The organism is Micromonospora sp. URMC 103 (genome assembly GCF_051386435.1).
Taxonomy (GTDB): Bacteria; Actinomycetota; Actinomycetes; order Mycobacteriales; family Micromonosporaceae; genus Micromonospora.
On sequence record NZ_JBPQTR010000005.1, the window covers coordinates 2174355 to 2192152 of the forward strand.

The 17798-nt window shown below is 72.1% G+C and carries 15 protein-coding genes; 2 read left to right on the forward strand and 13 right to left on the reverse strand.

The window, feature by feature from the left end; genetic code table 11:
- Nucleotides 1-52: 52 nt before the first annotated feature.
- The 10 genes from ACSNOA_RS23240 to ACSNOA_RS23285 all read right to left on the reverse strand — a co-directional run bounded on the left by ACSNOA_RS23240 (nt 53) and on the right by ACSNOA_RS23285 (nt 11660).
- Nucleotides 53-3760, reverse strand: coding sequence for a M12 family metallo-peptidase (locus ACSNOA_RS23240; RefSeq protein WP_436661370.1), 3708 nt, complete (start codon nt 3758-3760; stop codon nt 53-55).
- A 168-nt stretch (nt 3761-3928) separates the two neighbouring features.
- Nucleotides 3929-4549: a LysE family transporter gene (locus tag ACSNOA_RS23245; RefSeq protein WP_436661371.1), complete on the reverse strand. Its 621-nt coding sequence runs from the start codon at nt 4547-4549 to the stop codon at nt 3929-3931.
- A gap of 406 nt (nt 4550-4955) precedes the next feature.
- Nucleotides 4956-5327, reverse strand: a complete 372-nt coding sequence (locus tag ACSNOA_RS23250; RefSeq protein ID WP_436661373.1) for a metal-sulfur cluster assembly factor — start codon at nt 5325-5327, stop codon at nt 4956-4958.
- Nucleotides 5324-5794: a Fe-S cluster assembly sulfur transfer protein SufU gene (gene sufU / locus ACSNOA_RS23255; protein WP_436661375.1), complete on the reverse strand. Its 471-nt coding sequence runs from the start codon at nt 5792-5794 to the stop codon at nt 5324-5326. The genes ACSNOA_RS23250 and sufU overlap by 4 nt, the downstream gene beginning before the upstream one ends.
- On the reverse strand, nt 5794-7098 hold the full coding sequence (locus ACSNOA_RS23260; protein ID WP_436661376.1) for a cysteine desulfurase: 1305 nt from the start codon (nt 7096-7098) through the stop codon (nt 5794-5796). Before ACSNOA_RS23260 ends, sufU begins: the two co-directional genes overlap by 1 nt.
- A gap of 17 nt (nt 7099-7115) precedes the next feature.
- A complete protein-coding gene (gene sufC / locus ACSNOA_RS23265) occupies nt 7116-7889 on the reverse strand; it encodes a Fe-S cluster assembly ATPase SufC (protein ID WP_436661378.1) in 774 nt (257 codons plus the stop codon).
- A complete protein-coding gene (locus ACSNOA_RS23270) occupies nt 7889-8233 on the reverse strand; it encodes a non-heme iron oxygenase ferredoxin subunit (RefSeq protein WP_436661380.1) in 345 nt (114 codons plus the stop codon). Before ACSNOA_RS23270 ends, sufC begins: the two co-directional genes overlap by 1 nt.
- Entirely contained in the window at nt 8233-9375 is a 1143-nt protein-coding gene (gene sufD / locus ACSNOA_RS23275; RefSeq protein ID WP_436661381.1) for a Fe-S cluster assembly protein SufD, read from the reverse strand. The genes ACSNOA_RS23270 and sufD overlap by 1 nt, the downstream gene beginning before the upstream one ends.
- A gap of 78 nt (nt 9376-9453) precedes the next feature.
- A complete protein-coding gene (sufB, locus tag ACSNOA_RS23280; protein WP_436661383.1) occupies nt 9454-10884 on the reverse strand; it encodes a Fe-S cluster assembly protein SufB in 1431 nt (476 codons plus the stop codon).
- Entirely contained in the window at nt 10881-11660 is a 780-nt protein-coding gene (locus ACSNOA_RS23285) for a helix-turn-helix transcriptional regulator (protein ID WP_436661385.1), read from the reverse strand. Before ACSNOA_RS23285 ends, sufB begins: the two co-directional genes overlap by 4 nt.
- A 98-nt stretch (nt 11661-11758) precedes the next feature.
- On the opposite strand from ACSNOA_RS23285, the gene ACSNOA_RS23290 reads away from it, so the two are divergent.
- Nucleotides 11759-12721, forward strand: a complete 963-nt coding sequence (locus ACSNOA_RS23290) for a COX15/CtaA family protein (protein WP_436661387.1) — start codon at nt 11759-11761, stop codon at nt 12719-12721.
- Nucleotides 12722-12860: 139 nt separating this feature from the next.
- Here ACSNOA_RS23290 and ACSNOA_RS23295 read toward each other — a convergent pair whose 3' ends face one another.
- From ACSNOA_RS23295 to ACSNOA_RS23305, 3 genes are all read right to left on the reverse strand, one after another.
- Nucleotides 12861-13781, reverse strand: coding sequence for an ATP-grasp domain-containing protein (locus tag ACSNOA_RS23295; RefSeq protein WP_436661389.1), 921 nt, complete (start codon nt 13779-13781; stop codon nt 12861-12863).
- A gap of 6 nt (nt 13782-13787) precedes the next feature.
- Nucleotides 13788-14117: a hypothetical protein gene (locus tag ACSNOA_RS23300; RefSeq protein ID WP_436661391.1), complete on the reverse strand. Its 330-nt coding sequence runs from the start codon at nt 14115-14117 to the stop codon at nt 13788-13790.
- 321 nt (nt 14118-14438) lie between these two features.
- On the reverse strand, nt 14439-15395 hold the full coding sequence (locus tag ACSNOA_RS23305; protein WP_436661392.1) for a heme o synthase: 957 nt from the start codon (nt 15393-15395) through the stop codon (nt 14439-14441).
- A 264-nt stretch (nt 15396-15659) separates the two neighbouring features.
- On the opposite strand from ACSNOA_RS23305, the gene tkt reads away from it, so the two are divergent.
- Complete coding sequence (gene tkt, locus ACSNOA_RS23310; RefSeq protein WP_436661394.1) at nt 15660-17795, forward strand: transketolase; 2136 nt, start codon at nt 15660-15662, stop codon at nt 17793-17795.
- Nucleotides 17796-17798: the final 3 nt, after the last annotated feature.

Consider the following 17798-nt stretch of genomic DNA (forward strand, 5'->3'; position numbering starts at 1 on the left):
GAAGCCGGAACGCGGGAGGACACCGTTGAGTGTCCTCCCGCGCCCACGAGGGTCAGTGCACGGTGAGGTTGCCGCGCTCCAGCCGCCGCTCGGCGGTGCCGGCCCCCGTCCAGTCCGACGAGAAGAGCAGTTCACCGCCCCGCCAGAGGGTGATCCCGACGGTGTCGTGGCGGCCGGGGCTTCCCCGGTCGGTCACCGTCACCGCCAGCGTCACCGCACCGGCGACCAGCCTGCCCGTGCCGTCGTACAGGTCGGCCCGGTAGCGCACCTGGGCCACGTCGCCGGCCCGGCTCAGGCCGAGACCGTCGACCGCCCGGGAGCGGATCTGGTAGGAGCGGCCGTCCGACCGGAAGCCGACGGTCGCCGACCCGACGGGGCTTCCGCCGAGCCACGCCGGGATGGCGAGCAGGTCGACCGTCACGGGCGATCCGGCGGTGGCCGGGTAGCGGCCGGCCGAGCGGCCGGCGGTCAGCGCGCCGTCACCGGTGAGGATCGCCCCGTCGATGGTGGCCACCCGCACCTGCGCGCTGGTGGCTCCCGTGTAGCGGCCACCCACCGTGACGGTGACGGTGTGCGTGCCCTTCCCGAGGGTGGCCTCGCACGACGCGGACGCGGTGGTGGTCGCCGTGCCGGTCAGCTCCACCGCACCCGTGCACAGCGGCACGCCGCGCTCGGCGAAGGTGACCGTGGCACCCCGGAGGTCACCCGGCGTGCTGTCGGTGGCGCCGGGCAGCACCGAACCGTCCCGCAGCACGGCCCGCAGCAGCGCCCGCCCGCTCGTGCGGCCGAGTGCCGTGGTGACCAGGGTGTCACCGGCCCAGGTCGCCGCGGCGTCCTCGGCGGTGACACGGATCGTGAACGACGTGCTGCCGGCCAGGCCGGTGCCGTCGGAGACCGTCACGGTGACCGGGTAGTCGCCCGGGGCCGCCGTGGCGGTCCCGGCGACGGCCCAGGTGCGCGTGCCGGGCAGGGTGTCGGCGCCGGACGTCGACGACACGGCCAGGGACAGGCCGGCCGGCAGGCCCGTGGCCGACGCCGTCAACGCGCCGCCGGCGGTGTCGCCGTCGGTGGCCGTGACCGTGACCGCCGGGGCGAGCGCGTCGCTGTACTGCACGACCGCGCCACCCGCCGGGGCGTCGTGGGAGACCTGGGGAACGGCCCGGATCGTGACGTCGGCGTCGTTGAGGTCGAAGAAGACGTTGCCGACCGCCTCGACCCGGATCCGCGCCTGCTTCGTGGCCACGTTGGGCAGGGTCACCGCCGCGCTGCCGGTGTTTGGCACCGCGTCGGCCAGCACGTACGGGAAGGTCGCGCCGCCGTCGGCGGAGAGCGAGATCCGTACCTGGCGGGCGTTCACGGGCGCCGCGTCGGTGCCCGCGACGTCCCAGGTCACGGTCTGCGTGGAACCGCCGTCGAGCACGCCGGTGGAGCCCTGCGAGGTGACCAGGAACGGGCCGGCGTCCGGCGCCAGCCCGACCGCGACGTCGGCGCTGCCCACGCCGCCGCCGCCGAGGCGCCCGTCCCGCGCCGTGAGCTTGAAGTGCAGGGTCCGGTCGTTGGCGATGCCGACCCAGTCGCCGGTGGGCAGGAACTCCGAGTAACAGTCGACCAGCTCCGGCGGGACGTTCGAGGCGCCGCCGGTGGGTGGCGGCGCCGGAGCGGGCGGGCAGGCTCCGGTCTTCGCGTTCGTGTTGCCCGCCGCGACCTGCGCCCGGTCCGGGAACACCCGGGTCGGGTCGGTGGTCACGGCGTTCAGCCCCGGCGAGTGGTACTTCAGGGTGTCCTCGGGCGACACGTACGCGGCCTCGCCGAACAGGCGGAACAGCGGACCGTTCCGCTTCACGTTGTCCACGAGCGCGGTGCCCGCGGCGCCGCCCCGGTCGTTCTGCTCCCACAGGTAGGTCACCGTGTCGCCGTCGGCGTCGGTGGCGCCGCCGGTCAACGCGAAGGGCGTACGGACCGGGATGGTCAGCGTGTCCGGCACGGTGACGACGGGCGCGTGGTTGCCGGTCTCCTGCACCTGGAACCCGCCGTTGTCGATGGCGCCACCCTTTGCCGTCTCGCCCACGAATCCGCTGGTGCCGGAGACGGTGGCGAGTGCGAGCTGACCGACGTTGGTGGCGGCCAGGGTGCCGCCGAAGGTCACCTGGAATCCGGTGTCGGTCAGCGTGCCGCTGCCGCCGAAGGGGGCCACGGTGACCGTCGCGCCGGCCGGCCAGCCCGCGATCGACTCGATGGCAGCCTTGATGCCCGCCGCGCTGTAGGTGGCGCCCCGGACGACGGGGGCCGACTCGGCGCCCGCGTAGGAAATCGTGAACGAGTCGCCGTCGGTGTCGAAGTCGCGCAGCGAGACGGTCTGCACCTCGTTGATGGCGGGCCGGGTCGACGTGACGTAGGTGGTGATCTCGGTGTAGCTGCGGTGCGACCAGTACGGGTCGCTGTGCGGCTGGAGGTTGTCCTGCTGGCAGATGCCGGCGTACGCCATGATCGACGACCCGCTGCCCGGCTCGTACGAGTTGGCCGCGCTCCGGTTGCCGCCCGAGCAGTTGTACTGCGTGCCGTTGAAGGTGTGGTTGCCCGCGAACTGGTGACCCATCTCGTGCGCCACGTAGTCGACCGCGTAGAAGTCACCGACGGGTGTCGGCAGGCCGGTGCAGCCCTGTGCCTTGCCGTTGCCGCCCACGACGCCGAGGCTCGCGACACCGCCGCCGTTGACGCCGAGCCCGATGTGGCCCACGTCGTAGTTGCTGGCCCCCACGAGCTGGCCGAGGACGATCCGGTTCCGGCTCAGCGTGCCGCTGCCGCAGGAGCTGAGCTGCGCCGGCGTGAAGCAGGCGGCCGCTCCGCACGGGCCGTTCGGCTCGGTGGCCAGCGCCGGGGTGTTCAGGTTCGTCCTGTCGGTGTCGTTGACGAGCACGAGCCGGATGGCCGTCTCGTCCTCGTAGATCTGGGTCACCCGGTTCATGAGGGTGACCTTGGCGGCGGTGACGTTCTCGGCGCCGAAGAAGGTGGCGTAGGACGGGTCGGTGACCAGCGCGACCCGGTAGGTGCGCAGCAGGACCTGCGGGCCCACCGGCGCCTCGCTCGGCGCCACCCCGACCTCGTCCTCCAGCGCCTTCGCCGCCGCCGCGACGTCCTCGCGCTCGATGAGGGCACCGTGGGGGTTCGCCAGGTCACGGGCGAAGTAGCTCGCGTACAGGCTCTGGTCGAGGTGGTAGTAGGGGTCGATGTACCAGGCGCCGGCTGCCGAGCGGACCGAGGCGTGGAAGCCGAGCGGGGTGAGGTCCGCCCGGATCGTGGCGGTCGGGTCGTCGAGGCCCGTGCCCGCGTACGTCGTGATCTCCGGGTGGGCCGCCGCGAGGCCCGCCTCCATGACCGGCGACTCCACCAGGTCGAAGCGCTGGAAGGTGCCGTCGGGCGCGGGCAGGGACACCACCTGGCGCTGCGCCCGCGCCGCCCGGTCACGCTCGCCCGGCGCCCGGTCGAGGGTGCTCTTCAGGCCGCCGCGGTCCAGTTTGTACGTGGTGAGCCGCTGGGCGTCCACCGTGGCCTTGCGGCCGGCCTTGGTGGGGGCGGGCTTCCCGTCCACCTTCTGCCAGGGGCCCGTCGGGGACGGTGCCGCGCTCGCCGGCGCGGGCGCCGCCAGGATCGGCAGGGTCGCCGCCGCGAGCCCGGCGACGAGCAGGGCGGCGATGGGTCGGGAAACCGGGCGGCGGTCGGGTGACCCCTGTCGCGGTCGGCGTTTCAGGGTGATCCTCAAGTCGTCCCCCTGTCGGTGAGGAGTGGATGGACGTCCGCGCTCCCGGGTCGGCGGGGTCGACGGCGGATTTCCATTGATGATCGTCACCCTAGGCGGACCGCGGGCTCCCGGCATCAGCCGGACAGGCGAGGCTACGGTGCGGCGTCGGCTCTGGACGGTCGCCGCCGGTCAGCCCAGCAACGTGGCGAGGGCGAGCGCCGCGATGATCACGCTGGAGGCCAGGGCCGTGACCAGCCGACCCCGGGCGCCCGCGAGCGCCCGGCCCACCAGGGTGCCGCCGCCGGCGATCAGCAACTGCCAACTGGCCGAGGCCACGAACGCCCCGAGCACGAACAGCGCCGCGGCCCCCGGGTCCGGGTCGGCGGCGTCGCCCCGGCCCAGCACCAGTGCCGCGAAGTAGACCACGGTCGCCGGGTTCAGCAGGGTCAACGCCAGCACACCGCCGAACGCTCGCGCCGGGCTCTCCAGGCCGCGCCCGCCCCGGCTCGCGCTCGGCGACCGGGGGCGCAGCGCCCGCCACGCGGTGTGCGCGGCGAGCGCGAGCAGGACCGCGGCCGCCACCGTGCGCAGCGGCCCGGCGACCGGCGCGATCACCGCGGCCAGGGCGGCGCCCCCGAGCGCGGCGACCGCCGCGTAGAGGCCGTCGGCGGTGGCCACGCCGAGCGCGGCGGCCGCACCCACCCGGAACGAGGTGCGGGCGCTCAGACCCAGGATGAGCACGGCGATCGCGCCGACGGGGATGGCGACGCCGTAGCCGGCGACAAGGCCGGCGAGGAACGCCCCGGTCACGACGGTCGGCGGCGGGTCGAGGCACGACCGGGAGCCCGCCGCTGTCGATGCGCGGCGGTGGCCGCGCCGACAGGGGCAGTCTTCATCCGGTACGCCTCGAACACGCCGTCATCCTGGCCCAACCGGGTCCGTGGCCGCGACCCGATTTCGCCGGCGCCCGCCGCACCGCGGTGGACGTGCGGGGCGGCCCGGTGGAGGGCGACGCCGCAGTCGGGGTGCCCCTGGGCTCCGACCCGGCGCGCTGGATCCGCGACGGACGTGATGACTCAGAGGCATATTTATGCCTCTGAGTCGTCAGGGCCGCACCGACCGGTGTCGCCTCGCCAAGCGACGCCGCGTCGGACGCTCGCCGGGAACACGTCGGGCGCGGCACCCGCCGGGGTGCCGCGCCCGAGAAGAGGATCAGTCAGACGTTGAAGCCGAGGGAGCGAAGCTGGTCGCGGCCCTCGTCGGTGATCTTGTCCGGGCCCCACGGCGGGAGCCACACCCAGTTGATCCGGACGTCGTTGACCAGGCCGCCGCCGGGGCCGGTGGTCAGCGCCTGCCGCGCCTGGTCCTCGATGACGTCGGTCAGCGGGCAGGCCGCCGACGTGAGCGTCATGTCCAGGGTGACCACGTTCTCGTCGTCGACGTGCACGCCGTACACCAGGCCGAGGTCGACCACGTTGATGCCCAGCTCCGGGTCGACGACGTCCTTCATCGCCTCTTCGATGTCGGCGAGGGCGGCCTTGCCGCCGCCCGTCGCCGGCGTCGCGGCAGTGGTCGTCTCGTCGCTCATGCCTTCACCTCCGGGCTCACGCCCACCCCGGCGCGTGCCGCGGCGTCCTTGAACGCCATCCACGGCAGCAGCGCGCACTTCACCCGGGCGGGGTAGCGGGCCACACCCGCGAACGCGACCCCGTCACCGAGCACCTCCTCGTCCGGCGTGACCTGACCACGCCCGGACATCAACTCGACGAACGCCTCGTGCACCTGGAACGCTTCCCCGGCACCCCGGCCGGTCAGCAGTTCGTGCAGCACGCTCGCCGACGCCTGGCTGATCGAGCAGCCCATGCCGTCGTACGAGACGTCCGTGAGCACGGCGCCGTCCGTCGCCACCCGCACCGTGACCTCGTCCCCGCAGGTCGGGTTCACGTGATGCGCCTCGGCGGTGCGCGCCGCCGGGTCGGCGTCGCGCAGCCCGCGCCCGTGCGGGTGCTTGTAGTGGTCCAGGATGATCTCCTGGTAGAGAGACTCGAGCTGCATCAGCCGAACACCTTCCGCACCTGCTCCAGACCCGCCACCAGAGCGTCGATCTCCCCGGTGGTGGTGTAGAGGTAGAACGAGGCCCGCGTCGTCGCCGGCACGCCGAACCTGGTGCAGACCGGGCGGGCGCAGTGGTGACCCACCCGCACCTGCACACCCAGCAAGTCGAGCACCTGGCCCACGTCGTGGGGGTGCACGTCGCCGAGGGCGAACGAGATGGTGCCGCCCCGGCCCACTGGCACGGTCGGCCCGAAGATCCTCAGGTCGGGCACCGTGGCGAGGGCTTCCAGCGCGTACGCCGTCAGCTCCTTCTCGTGCCACTGGATGGCCTTCATCCCGATGCCGGACAGGTAGTCCACGGCGGCGCCGAGCGCCACCGCCTCGGCGATCGGCGGGGTACCCGCCTCGAACCGGGCCGGCGGCGCCGCGTACGTGGAGCCGGCCATCTGCACCGTCTCGATCATCGACCCGCCGCCGAACACCGGCGGCATGGCGGCCAGCAGGTCGGCCCGACCCCAGAGCACACCGATGCCGGTCGGCCCGCACATCTTGTGCCCGGTGAAGACGATGAAGTCCGCGTCGTAGTCGACCACGTCCATCGGCAGGTGCGGCACCGACTGCGAGCAGTCGAGCAGCAGCAGCGCGCCCACCTCGCGGACCCGCTCGGTGATCCGCGCGGTGGCGTTCACCGTGCCGAGGATGTTCGACATGTGCACCAGCGAGACGATCTTCGTCCGCTCGGTGACCAGGTCGTCGAGGCCGGACTCGTCGAGCCGCCCGGAGTCGGTGACCGGGAACCAGCGCAGCGTCGCGCCCGCGCGCTCGCACAGCAGCTGCCACGGGACGATGTTCGAGTGGTGCTCCATCTCGGAGATCACCACCTCGTCACCGGGGCCGAGGCGGAACCGGGGGTCGGCGTCCGGGCGCAGCGAGGCGTTTGAGAACGCGTACGCCACGATGTTGATCGCCTCGGTGGAGTTCTTCGTGAACACCACCTCGTCCGGGCTCGGCGCGTTGATGAACGCGGCGATCTTCGCCCGGGCGCCCTCGTACGCCTCGGTGGCCTCGGTGCCCAGCGTGTGCACCGAGCGGGACACGTTCGCGTTGTGCCGCGCGTAGTGCTCGGCGAGCACGTCGAGCACCTGGCGCGGCTTGTGCGAGGTGTTGGCGCTGTCGAGATAGACCAGCGGGTGACCGTTGACCTCCCGGTCGAGGATCGGGAAGTCGGCCCGCACCCGCTCGACGTCGTACCGGGGCACGTCGTCGTACTGGGGCATTCCCGGCGGGATCGCGATGGTGGTCATCTCCGCGTCCTTCTGTGTCAGGCCCGCGCCGAGCCGGCTCCGGCCACGTACCGCTCGTAGCCCTCGTCCTCGAGCTTCTCGGCCAGCTCCGGGCCGCCCTGCTCGACGATCCGGCCGGCCACGAAGACGTGCACGAAGTCCGGCTTGATGTAGCGCAGGATCCGCGTGTAGTGGGTGATCAGCAGCAGCCCGGTGTCGCCGGTGTCGCGGACCCGGTTGACGCCCTCGCTGACCACGCGCAGCGCGTCGACGTCGAGGCCGGAGTCGGTCTCGTCGAGGATGGCCATCTTCGGCTTGAGCAGCTCCAGCTGCACGATCTCGTGCCGCTTCTTCTCGCCGCCGGAGAAGCCCTCGTTGACGTTGCGCTGGGCGAACGCCGGGTCCATCTGCAGCCGCTCCATGGCGCCCCGCAACTCGCCACCCCAGGTGCGCAGCTTCGGCGCCTCCCCGTCGATGGCGGTCTTGGCGGTACGCAGGAAGTTGGCCACCGACACGCCGGGCACCTCGACCGGGTACTGCATCGCGAGGAAGAGGCCGGCGCGGGCCCGCTCGTCGACGGACATGGCCAGCACGTCCTCGCCGTCGAGGGTCACCGTGCCGCCGGTGATCTCGTACTTCGGGTGACCGGCGATCGAGTAGGCCAGGGTGGACTTGCCGGAGCCGTTCGGGCCCATGATGGCGTGGGTCTCACCGGAGCGGACGGTCAGGTCGACACCGGCCAGGATCGGCTTGAGCTCACCCTCGGGCAGCTTGACCGACACCTTCAGGTCGCGGATCTCCAGGGTGCTCATTATCGGGTCACTCCATTGCTCGGCGTCGGGCGGCCGTCGGCGCCCACGGGAAGGTAGATGTCGCCGTCGCGGACCTCGACGGCATAGACGGGTACGGGTTCGGTGGCGGGCAGCCCGGTGGGCTCGCCGGTGCGCAGGTCGAAACGGGAGCCGTGCAGCCAGCACTCCAGCGTGCAGCCCTCGACCTCCCCCTCGGAGAGGGCGACCGAAGCGTGCGAGCACTCGTCGTACACGGCGTAGAAGTTGCCGTCCTCCCCGTGGACCAGCGCGATCTGGGTGCCGTCGACGTCCGCGCTGACGGCGGTGCCCTTCGGCACGTCCTCGGCCGAGCAGATCCGGATCATCAAGCGCCCGCCTTGGCGAGCCGGTCCTCGATGGCCGCGCCGAGCCGCTCGCGCAGCTCCTCGACCGGGATCTTGTTGATCAGCTCGCCGAAGAAGCCGCGCACCACGAGGCGGCGGGCCTCGGACTCCGGGATGCCCCGGGCCATCAGGTAGAACAGCTGCTCGTCGTCGAAGCGGCCGGTCGCGCTCGCGTGCCCGGCGCCGGCGATCTCGCCGGTCTCGATCTCCAGATTGGGTACGGAGTCCGCCCGGGCACCGTCGGTGAGCAGCAGGTTCCGGTTGATCTCGTACGTGTCGGTGCCGGTCGCCTCGGCGCGGATCAGCACGTCGCCCACCCAGACGGTGTGCGCGCTCTCCCCCTGCAGGGCGCCCCGGTATCCCACGTAGCTGCGGCAGTCCGGCACCGCGTGGTCGACGAGCTGCCGGTGCTCCAGGTGCTGCCCGGAGTCGGCGAAGTACACGCCGTACAGCTCGGCCTCGCCGCCCCGGTCGGTGTAGTCCACGCTCGTGAACTGCCGGACCAGGTCGCCGCCGAGGCTCACCTGGACGTGCACCACCTTGGCGTCGCGGCCCAGCTTCACCCGCAGGTGCTGCGCCTGCACCGCGTCGTCGGCCCAGTCGGCCACGGTCACCAGGGTCAGCTTCGCGCCGTCGGCCACCGCCACCTCGACGTTGTCGGCCAGCGTCGCCGAGCCGACGTGCTCGAGCACGAGGGTCACCTCGGCGAACCGGCCCACCTCGACGAACGTGTGGCCGAAGGCCAGCCCGTCGGCGCCGCCGCCCACCACCCGCACCGTCACCGGCTCGGCGACCACGGCCTCACGCGCGACCTCGACCAGGAGCGCCTGCTCGGCCCCGCCGTACGCCAGCGCGCTGAGCCGGTCGAACGGGGTGAGCACGCTGCCCACCCGCGGGTCGTCCGTGCCGATCCGGCCGACCGTGACGCCCTCGGGCAGGTCACCGTGCTCGTGGCGGACCGTGGCGGTGGCGGCCTGAGCACCGCCGACCAGCCCGCGCAGGCGCTTGAGCGGGGTGAAACGCCACTCCTCCTCCAGGCCCGTCAGGGCCGGGAAGTCGGCGACGTCGTACGAGCGGAGCGCCTGCGACTTGGTGGTCGGCGGCGCGGAAGCCTGGGTAGTCATCTCTTCCTTGGTCTTCGACGGCGGGTCAGGTGCGAGTCGGGCGGGCCGGGCTACCGGCCCGCCCGGGTGGCGGTCGGGTCAGCCGACCGCGCCCTCCATCTGGAGCTCGATCAGGCGGTTGAGCTCCAGCGCGTACTCCATGGGGAGTTCCTTGGCGATCGGCTCGATGAAGCCGCGCACGATCATCGCCATCGCCTCGTCCTCGGACAGACCCCGGCTCATCAGGTAGAAGAGCTGGTCCTCGCTGACCTTGGAGACGGTCGCCTCGTGACCCATCGACACGTCGTCCTCGCGGATGTCGACGTACGGGTAGGTGTCCGAGCGGGAGATGGTGTCGACCAGCAACGCGTCGCACTTGACCGTGCTCCGGCTGTTGGTCGAGCCCTCCAGCACCTGCACGAGGCCGCGGTACGAGGTGCGGCCGCCGCCCCGGGCGATCGACTTCGAGACGATCGTGCTGCTGGTGTGCGGCGCCCCGTGCACCATCTTCGCGCCGGCGTCCTGGTGCTGGCCCTCGCCGGCCATCGCCACCGAGAGCACCTCGCCCTTGGCGTGCTCGCCGAGCATGTAGACCGCCGGGTACTTCATGGTCACCTTCGACCCGATGTTGCCGTCGATCCACTCCATGGTCGCGCCCTCCTGGCAGACGGCGCGCTTGGTCACCAGGTTGTAGACGTTGTTCGACCAGTTCTGGATGGTCGTGTAGCGGCAGCGGGCGTTCTTCTTGACGATGATCTCGACGACCGCGCTGTGCAGCGAGTCCGAGGAGTAGATGGGCGCCGTGCACCCCTCGACGTAGTGCACGTACGCGCCCTCGTCGACGATGATCAGCGTCCGCTCGAACTGGCCCATGTTCTCCGTGTTGATCCGGAAGTAGGCCTGCAGCGGGATCTCCACGTGCACGCCCTTCGGCACGTAGATGAACGAGCCACCGGACCAGACGGAGGTGTTCAGCGCGGCGAACTTGTTGTCGCCCACCGGGATGACCGTGCCGAAGTACTCCTTGAACAGGTCCTCGTGCTCACGCAGCGCGGTGTCCGTGTCGAGGAAGATGACGCCCTGCTCCTCGAGGTCCTCACGGATCTTGTGGTAGACGACCTCGGACTCGTACTGCGCCGCGACACCGGCGATCAGCCGCTGCTTCTCCGCCTCGGGGATGCCCAGCTTGTCGTAGGTGTTCTTGATGTCCTCGGGCAGGTCCTCCCAGCTGGCGGCCTGCTTCTCGGTGGACCGGACGAAGTACTTGATGTTGTCGAAGTCGATCCCGGTGAGGTCCGCGCCCCACGCCGGCATCGGCTTGCGGTCGAACAGCCGCAGGCCCTTCAGGCGCAGGTCGAGCATCCAGGCCGGCTCGTTCTTCTTCGCCGAGATGTCCCGCACCACCGCCTCGTTGAGGCCGCGCTGGGCGGAGGCCCCGGCGACGTCCGGGTCGGCCCAGCCGTACTCGTAGCGGCCCAGGGCGGCGAGCTGCTCCTCCTGGGTCAGGGGCTGGACGATCTGCTCGGTCATCTATCTGTCCTCACAGTGGTGACGGTTCTTCCGGACTGCGCACGCCCCGGCTGGGCCGGGATGTGCGTGGTGCACACCCCGTCGCCGTGCGCGATGGTGGCCAGGCGCTGCACGTGGGTGCCGACCAGGCGGGAGATCACCTCGGTCTCGGCCTCGCACAGCTGGGGAAACTCGGCGGCCACGTGTGCCACCGGGCAGTGGTGCTGGCAGAGCTGGCCACCGGAGGCGATCGTGGACGCGTTGGCAGCGTAGCCCTCGGCGGTCAGCGCTCCGGCGAGCGCCTCCGCCCGGGCGAGCGGGTCCTCGCCGGCGTCCTCCATGGCGGCCCGGCAACGGGCCTCCAGCGCGGAGACCTGCTCGGCGGCGAACGCCTCCACCGCCTCCGAACCGCCGCTGCGGGCGATCCAGCGCAGCGCGGCGGTGGCCATGTTGTCGTAGTGGTGGGTGCCGCAGCGGAGCCGGGCCGCGTCGGTCAGCACGAACACCTTGGCCGGACGACCCCGGCCCCGGTGGCCGCGGACCACCTGCTCACGGGCGATGACGTCACCCTCGGCGAGCATCGCGTCGAGGTGCCGGCGGATCGCGGCCGGGCTCAGGCCGAGCGCCGAACCGAGCTGCGCCGCGGTGGTCGCCCCGTGCTCCAGCAGCAGCTGGGTCACCCGGTCACGGGTGGAGAGGTCGGCCCCGGCGGACGCGGACTGGCCGGCGGACGCGAGCGGGCCGGCGACCGGAACGGTCGCCGGTCGGAGCCCGGGAACGCCCGCCGCCTTTTTCACAACGCCAACGTTACGTAAATGGCCGAAGCGCCGCAAACGCGGGGGCCGGTGATCCCCGACACCGGGGACAGGAGTCACCCGTTAGGGGCACCACTACGGTGCGTAGGATTCCCCTCGTGATGCGATCCGTCCGGTTCCCGGTCTCCGCCGCCCTGTTGCGCCGGCTCGCGCTCGCCTCGATCATCGCGAACGTCGGGATCGTCGTGACCGGCGGGGCCGTCCGGCTGACCGCCTCCGGCCTCGGCTGCCCGACCTGGCCCCGGTGCACCGACGCGTCGTACGTCGCCACCAGCGAGATGGGCGTGCACGGGGTCATCGAGTTCGGCAACCGCATGCTCACCTTCGCGGTGGGCATCATCGCGTTCGCCACCGTGCTCGCGGTGCTCGCCCACCGGCCACGCCGGCGGGGGCTCCTCGCGCTCTCCGTGGCGGTCTTCTTCGGCATCCCCGCCCAGGCGGTGGTCGGCGGGATCACCGTGCTGACCAACCTCAACCCGTGGGTCGTGGGCCTGCACTTCCTGGCCTCGATGGCCGTCATCGCCGCCGCGTACGCCCTGTGGCGGCGCGTCGCGGACCCGGACGCCCCCGCGGTGACCGTGGTGCCTGCGCCGCTGCGCGCCCTCACCGGGCTCACCACGGCGGTCACCGTCGCGGTGCTGGTGATCGGCACCTGGGTGACCGGCAGCGGCCCGCACGCCGGCGACCAGGGCGCGGCGCGCAACGGGCTGGACCCCGAGTCGATCTCGCAGGTGCACGCCGACGGCGTCTTCCTGCTGCTCGGCCTCTCCGTGGCGCTGGTCTTCGCGTTCCGCGCGGTCGGCGCGACCGGGCCCGCGCGGGCCGCCCTGCTGCTGGTCGCCGTCGAGCTGGGCCAGGGCGTCGTGGGCTTCGTGCAGTACTTCACCCACCTGCCCGGCGTGCTGGTCGGCGCGCACATGCTCGGCTCGTGCCTGGTGCTGCTGGCGGCCCTGCACGTGCAGTGGTCGACGCGCGAACGCCGCCCCGCCGTCGCGACCCCGACCGCCGCCCCGGCCCGCGAAGCCGTCCCCGCGACCGCCTGACCCCGTCACGGCCGCCGCCCGGGCCGCCCCGCGGCGCTCCCCCGCGTCTCTCCGGTGTGATCAAGAGGTTTGCGTCGACCGACCGCCGGATCCTGACGCGAACCTCTTGATCACGCAGGCGGGAGCCCCCGTGCGGGGGTCAGGGGTGCCGGGTCAGGTAGGTGACGATCGCCTCGGCGAGGCGGTCCGGCGCGCCCTCGGCGTGACCGAGGAAGAGCGACGGCTCGGTGAGCTCCACCTCGACCAGGACCGGCCGGTTGTCCGGGCCGGGGATCAGGTCGACCCGGGCGTACAGGAGACGCTCCGGGCCGCCCGGCACGGCGGCCAGCGTCTGCGCGGCCACCGCCAACTGCTCCTCAGTGGCGGTACGGGGGGTGATCTCCTCGGGCCGGTACAGCCCGTCGACGCCGAAGTCCGGCCCGGTCAACAGGGGGCCCTTACGGATGGCGTGACTGAACGCCAGCCCGCCCGGGCCGGCCAGGAACAGCAGGGCGGTCTCCCCGGCGGCGTCGACCGCCTCCAGGTACGGCTGGATCATGGTGAGCCGACCGGCGTCCGACAGCCGCCGCACATGCCCGGCGGCCAGCTCCCGGTGCTCCGGGTCGCCCAGGTCGTAGCGGCCGGTGTCCTTGCTGCCCGCGCTGACCGCCGGCTTGATCACGTACTCGCCGCTGTCCGCGGGCGGCTGCCACGGCTCGCCGGGCACCACCCAGGACGTGGGCACGGTCGGGACGCCGGCGGCGGACAACTCGTCCAGGTAGCGCTTGTCGGTGTTCCAGCGCACCACGTCGGCCGGGTTCGCCAGGAGCGGTACGCGCGCCGCCCAGGCCACGAACTCGTCGCGGCGCAGCATGTAGTCCCACGGGGAACGGAGGACCGCCAGGTCGTACGCCGCCCAGTCGGCGGCCGGGTCGTCCCAGACCACGGGCTCGGCCGTGACACCGCGCGCCGCCAGCGGGGCGAGCACGAGCCGGTCGTCCGGGTCGAGGTCGGCGAGTTCGGTGCAGGTGACGAGAGCGACCCGGGGTTCCCCCCGGGTCGGCTGCTGTTGGTTGGTCAATTTATCTCAACGGGCCATCGTGCGTCGGGCCATCGACCGCCAGAGGTCGTTGCTGGGCCGCATCTGGTCCATGAGCTCCCGCTCCCAGGCGTTCTCGACGGCGACTCCCGCCGTGGCGCAGGCCTGCCGCGCGACGACCGTGTCGTCTGCGAACTGGTCGCCCCATGCGCCGTCCTCCCCCACGAGGACGATGCGCGCGCCGCGCTTGCCGACGTACTCGATGACCGCCTTCGCGCCGCCGTGTCCGGCGGCGAACGACCGGAGCCCGGCAACGAGGCCGGAGGGGGCCTGGTCGCTGTGTTCGGCCGTCAGCGTCGTATCGGAACCATCTGCCATGACGCGAAGCCTAAGCAGACTTCCACCCGTGTGGGCGACAACCGTGAAGCTTTTGTGATGCCTGTTACCTGCGCGTTTAAGGAAGTGCACAGGCAATTCGCCCGGTTATATCCAGACTTTCTGGGCGATACCCGAGCGGCAAACAGTCCGGCATGCGACTCACGTGGCTTGCCACACCATTCCGCCGATGTGGCGGTATCCGACGCGCCCGGACCCCGCCACATCGCCGAAACGGAGTCGATCACCGCCAGCGCGAGGACAGCGTCAGCGTCAGCACGAGGTCGAGGCAGCGCGGGAGCCGCGCCAGCGGGGCTCGCGGCGTCAGAGCAGCGCGTCGAGCGCGACCGCCACGAAGACGATCGTGAGGTACGTGGTCGACCAGTGGAACAGCCGCATCGGCTTGACGGCCTGGCCGCGCGCCACCCGGCGGGCGAGCCGGTGCGCCTCGACCACGAGCATGCCGCCCACCACCAGCGTGGGGATGCCGTAGACCACGCTCATGCCGAGCGGCCAGACGGCCAGCGACGTGAGCACGGTCAGCCACGTGAAGATCAGGATCTCGGCGTTGACCCGCCGGGAGGACGCCACCACGGGCAGCATCGGGATGCCGGCGCGGGCGTAGTCGTCCTTGTACTTCATGGCGAGCGGGTAGAAGTGCGGCATCTGCCAGAAGAAGACGACCCCGAAGAGGGCCCACGCCGCCGGCGCGAGCGAACCGGTCACCGCGGCCCAGCCGATCAGCACCGGAGCGGCGCCGCAGGCCCCGCCCCAGAACGTGTTCGTCGGCGTGGTCCGCTTGAGCCAGAGCGTGTAGACGAGGTCGTAGTACGCGATCGCGGCCAGGGTGAGCGCGGCGGCCAGCAGGTTGGTGAACACGGCCATGAGGGCCACCGAGACCACCGCGAGGACAAGCCCGAAGATCAGGGCGCTGCGCGGCGACACGGTGTGCGCGGGCAGCGGCCGGCGCTTCGTCCGCCGCATGAGCTGGTCGATGTCGCGGTCGATGTAGCAGTTGAGCACGCTGGCCGCGCCGGCCGCGAGCGAGCCACCGACCAGCACCACGGCGACCAGCCAGAGCGACGGCATCCCGTCGGCGGCGAGCATCATCGCCGGCACGGTCGTCACCAGCAGCAGCTCCACGATCCGCGGCTTGGTCAGCGCCACGTACGCCCGGAGGACCGCCCGGACGTCCCGGCGCTGCGCGACCGAGGCCTCCGCCGCCCGCGCGGGCTGCTGCCCGGCGGAGTTGCTGACGGGGCGCTCGGTGATCATGCTCACGGATTGCCACCTTCCGGCATCGGCGCGGGGAGTTTCGGATCGGCGGGACCACTACGGGCCTCACACCGACCCACACACTACGCGTTGTCGTTTTGGCTGCCCGGCCGACCCGGCAACGGTGCGGGCCGTCACATGTTGCGACCTACCGTGACAACACCTCCGAGAGTACGAAGGAGCATGCAGTGATCCCCGGGCGGACGTTTAGGACGGCTCGATAGGGTCACCAGTGAGGGTTCCGCCCATCTGCCGAGGAGCACAACCAACGTGGCTGCCAACCAACCCGACCCCGCACTCAACTGGTCCGACCTCGACCGCCGGGCCGTCGACACCGTCCGCGTGCTGGCCATGGACGCCGTGGAGAAATCCGGCAACGGCCACCCGGGCACCGCGATGAGCCTCGCGCCCGCGGCGTACCTGCTCTTCAACCGGGTGATGCGGCACAACCCCGCCGACCCGAACTGGGCCGGCCGGGACCGGTTCGTGCTCTCCGCCGGCCACTCGAGCCTGACCCTCTACATCCAGCTCTTCCTCTCCGGCTACCCCCTCGACCTCGAGGACCTGAAGTCGCTGCGGCAGTGGGGCTCGCTCACCCCGGGCCACCCGGAGCACGGGCACACCCCCGGCGTCGAGACGACCACCGGCCCGCTGGGCCAGGGCCTGGGCAACGCGGTCGGCATGGCGATGGCCGCCCGCCGCGAGCGCGGCCTGTTCGACCCGGAGGCCGAGGCCGGCGCGTCCGCCTTCGACCACAACATCTGGTGCATCGTCTCGGACGGCGACATCGAGGAGGGCATCAGCCACGAGGCCAGCGCCATCGCCGGCCACCAGCAGCTGGGCAACCTCACCGTCATCTACGACGACAACGAGATCTCGATCGAGGACGACACCCGCATCGCCAAGAGCGAGGACGTGGCGGCCCGCTACGAGGCCTACGGCTGGCACGTGCAGACCGTCGACTGGCGCCGCGGCGACGCCGACCAGGGCGACTACCACGAGGACGTCGAGGCGCTGTACGAGGCGTTGCAGGCGGCGAAGGCCGAGACCGGCCGTCCCTCCTTCATCGCGCTACGCACCATCATCGGCTGGCCGGCGCCCAACAAGCAGAACACCGGCAAGATCCACGGCTCGGCGCTCGGCGCCGACGAGGTGGCCGCCACCAAGCAGATCCTCGGCTTCGACCCGGCGCAGAGCTTCGCCGTCGACGACGAGGTGCTCGCGCACGCCCGCCAGGTGCTGCGGCGCGGCGAGGAGGCCCAGCGGGAGTGGACGCGCGTGTTCGACGGCTGGGCGCAGGCCAACCCGGAGCGCAAGGCGCTCTACGACCGGATGGCCGGCCGGATCCTGCCCGACGGCTGGACCGAGGCGCTGCCGGAGTTCCCGGCCGACGCCAAGGGCGTGGCCACCCGCGCGGCCTCCGGGAAGGTGCTGGAGGCGCTCGCGCCGGTGCTGCCGGAGCTGTGGGGCGGCTCGGCCGACCTGGCGGAGAGCAACAACACCACGATGAAGGGCGAGCCGTCGTTCATCCCGGCCACCCACGCCACCAAGGACTTCCCCGGCCACGAGTACGGTCGCACGCTGCACTTCGGCATCCGTGAGCACGCCATGGGCGCCATCCTCAACGGCATCACCCTGCACGGCGGCACCCGCCCGTACGGCGGCACGTTCCTGGTGTTCAGCGACTACATGCGGCCCTCGGTGCGGCTCGCGGCGCTCATGAAGCTTCCGGTGGTCTACGTCTGGACGCACGACTCGATCGGTCTGGGCGAGGACGGCCCGACCCACCAGCCGGTGGAGCACCTGAGCGCGCTGCGGGCCATTCCCGGCCTGGACGTGGTGCGGCCGGCCGACGCCAACGAGACCGTGTGGGCGTGGCGGACGGCCCTGGAGCACACCGACCGGCCGACGGCGCTGGCGCTGAGCCGCCAGGCCCTCCCGACGCTGGACCGGGGCACCCTGGCCGGCGCCGAGGGCGTGGCCCGCGGCGGGTACGTGCTGGCCGAGGCGTCCAACGGCAAGCCGCAGGTGATCCTCGTGGGCACCGGCTCCGAGGTGCAGCTCTGCCTCACCGCCCGGGAGCGTCTCGAGGCGGAGGGCACTCCCACCCGGGTCGTGTCCATGCCGTGCCAGGAGTGGTTCGCCGAGCAGGACGAGGCCTATCGGGAGTCGGTGCTGCCGCGCGGGGTAAAGGCACGGGTGAGCGTGGAGGCGGGCATCGCGATGTCCTGGCGCGCCATCGTCGGCGACTGCGGCGAGAGCGTCAGCATCGAGCACTACGGCGCGAGCGCGCCACATTCGGTGCTGTTCGAGCAGTTCGGGTTCACCCCGGACCGGATCGTGGCCGCGGCGCACGCGGCGTTGACCCGAGTGGGCGACATCACCGGTTACACGACCGGTAACTGAGGG

What these genes read in the sequence shown, in the direction of transcription:
- sufC (WP_436661378.1), bottom strand. Translation starts at nt 7,889, where the DNA reads ATGAGCACCCTGGAGATCCGCGACCTGAAGGTGTCGGTCAAGCTGCCC.
- ACSNOA_RS23300 (WP_436661391.1), bottom strand. Translation starts at nt 14,117, where the DNA reads ATGGCAGATGGTTCCGATACGACGCTGACGGCCGAACACAGCGACCAG.
- sufD (WP_436661381.1), bottom strand. Translation starts at nt 9,375, where the DNA reads ATGACTACCCAGGCTTCCGCGCCGCCGACCACCAAGTCGCAGGCGCTC.
- sufB (WP_436661383.1), bottom strand. Translation starts at nt 10,884, where the DNA reads ATGACCGAGCAGATCGTCCAGCCCCTGACCCAGGAGGAGCAGCTCGCC.
- ACSNOA_RS23250 (WP_436661373.1), bottom strand. Translation starts at nt 5,327, where the DNA reads ATGAGCGACGAGACGACCACTGCCGCGACGCCGGCGACGGGCGGCGGC.
- ACSNOA_RS23270 (WP_436661380.1), bottom strand. Translation starts at nt 8,233, where the DNA reads ATGATCCGGATCTGCTCGGCCGAGGACGTGCCGAAGGGCACCGCCGTC.
- ACSNOA_RS23260 (WP_436661376.1), bottom strand. Translation starts at nt 7,098, where the DNA reads ATGACCACCATCGCGATCCCGCCGGGAATGCCCCAGTACGACGACGTG.
- sufU (WP_436661375.1), bottom strand. Translation starts at nt 5,794, where the DNA reads ATGCAGCTCGAGTCTCTCTACCAGGAGATCATCCTGGACCACTACAAG.